Annotated in this window: 1 protein-coding gene and 1 pseudogene; both read left to right on the top strand. The window is 40.5% G+C overall.

Annotated elements, in window-relative coordinates:
• Positions 1-122: 122 nt before the first annotated feature.
• Positions 123-455 (top strand): annotated as a pseudogene (locus IDG66_RS12595) (GNAT family N-acetyltransferase); the annotation flags it as partial.
• Between the two features lie 92 nt (positions 456-547).
• On the top strand, positions 548-1,342 hold the full coding sequence (gene aph(3')-IIIa / locus IDG66_RS12590) for an aminoglycoside O-phosphotransferase APH(3')-IIIa (protein WP_001096887.1): 795 nt from the start codon (positions 548-550) through the stop codon (positions 1,340-1,342).
• The last annotated feature ends 370 nt before the right edge of the window (positions 1,343-1,712 follow it).

The following is a 1,712-nucleotide window of genomic DNA, read 5'->3' as shown; positions in this document are numbered from 1 at the left end:
CCGCAGGTCTCTTCAGATCTACGGATTTTCGCCATGCCACGAAATTAGCATCATGCTAGCAAGTTAAGCGAACACTGACATGATAAATTAGTGGTTAGCTATATTTTTTTACTTTGCAACAGAACCAGATAATATATCTTTACTACCAAGACGATAAATGCGTCGGAAAAGTTAAACTGCGAAAAAATTGGAACCGGTACGCTTATATAGAAGATATCGCCGTATGTAAGGATTTCAGGGGGCAAGGCATAGGCAGCGCGCTTATCAATATATCTATAGAATGGGCAAAGCATAAAAACTTGCATGGACTAATGCTTGAAACCCAGGACAATAACCTTATAGCTTGTAAATTCTATCATAATTGTGGTTTCAAAATCGGCTCCGTCGATACTATGTTATACGCCAACTTTGAAAACAACTTTGAAAAAGCTGTTTTCTGGTATTTAAGGTTTTAGAATGCAAGGAACAGTGAATTGGAGTTCGTCTTGTTATAATTAGCTTCTTGGGGTATCTTTAAATACTGTAGAAAAGAGGAAGGAAATAATAAATGGCTAAAATGAGAATATCACCGGAATTGAAAAAACTGATCGAAAAATACCGCTGCGTAAAAGATACGGAAGGAATGTCTCCTGCTAAGGTATATAAGCTGGTGGGAGAAAATGAAAACCTATATTTAAAAATGACGGACAGCCGGTATAAAGGGACCACCTATGATGTGGAACGGGAAAAGGACATGATGCTATGGCTGGAAGGAAAGCTGCCTGTTCCAAAGGTCCTGCACTTTGAACGGCATGATGGCTGGAGCAATCTGCTCATGAGTGAGGCCGATGGCGTCCTTTGCTCGGAAGAGTATGAAGATGAACAAAGCCCTGAAAAGATTATCGAGCTGTATGCGGAGTGCATCAGGCTCTTTCACTCCATCGACATATCGGATTGTCCCTATACGAATAGCTTAGACAGCCGCTTAGCCGAATTGGATTACTTACTGAATAACGATCTGGCCGATGTGGATTGCGAAAACTGGGAAGAAGACACTCCATTTAAAGATCCGCGCGAGCTGTATGATTTTTTAAAGACGGAAAAGCCCGAAGAGGAACTTGTCTTTTCCCACGGCGACCTGGGAGACAGCAACATCTTTGTGAAAGATGGCAAAGTAAGTGGCTTTATTGATCTTGGGAGAAGCGGCAGGGCGGACAAGTGGTATGACATTGCCTTCTGCGTCCGGTCGATCAGGGAGGATATCGGGGAAGAACAGTATGTCGAGCTATTTTTTGACTTACTGGGGATCAAGCCTGATTGGGAGAAAATAAAATATTATATTTTACTGGATGAATTGTTTTAGTACCTAGATTTAGATGTCTAAAAAGCTTTAACTACAAGCTTTTTAGACATCTAATCTTTTCTGAAGTACATCCGCAACTGTCCATACTCTGATGTTTTATATCTTTTCTAAAAGTTCGCTAGATAGAGTTCTATATTAGAGATGTAAAGAGTTTTGGTGAAGAGGTTTGTGAGTATGGCTTTTATAACCAGGGTGCAATGAGAAGCACTAACAGCAGCTAGCTTAAGAACGCATAGGATATACTTGGTTCTGTTGCAAAGTAAAAAAATATAGCTAACCACTAATTTATCATGTCAGTGTTCGCTTAACTTGCTAGCATGATGCTAATTTCGTGGCATGGCGAAAATCCGTAGATCTGAAGAGACCTGCG

Origin of the sequence: Staphylococcus sp. EG-SA-18 (assembly GCF_017151825.1) — a bacterium.
In the GTDB taxonomy this organism is placed as follows: domain Bacteria; phylum Bacillota; class Bacilli; order Staphylococcales; family Staphylococcaceae; genus Staphylococcus; species Staphylococcus aureus.
The sequence above is the reverse complement of the archived record's forward strand: the minus strand, read 5'-3'. Positions and strand labels throughout refer to the sequence as shown.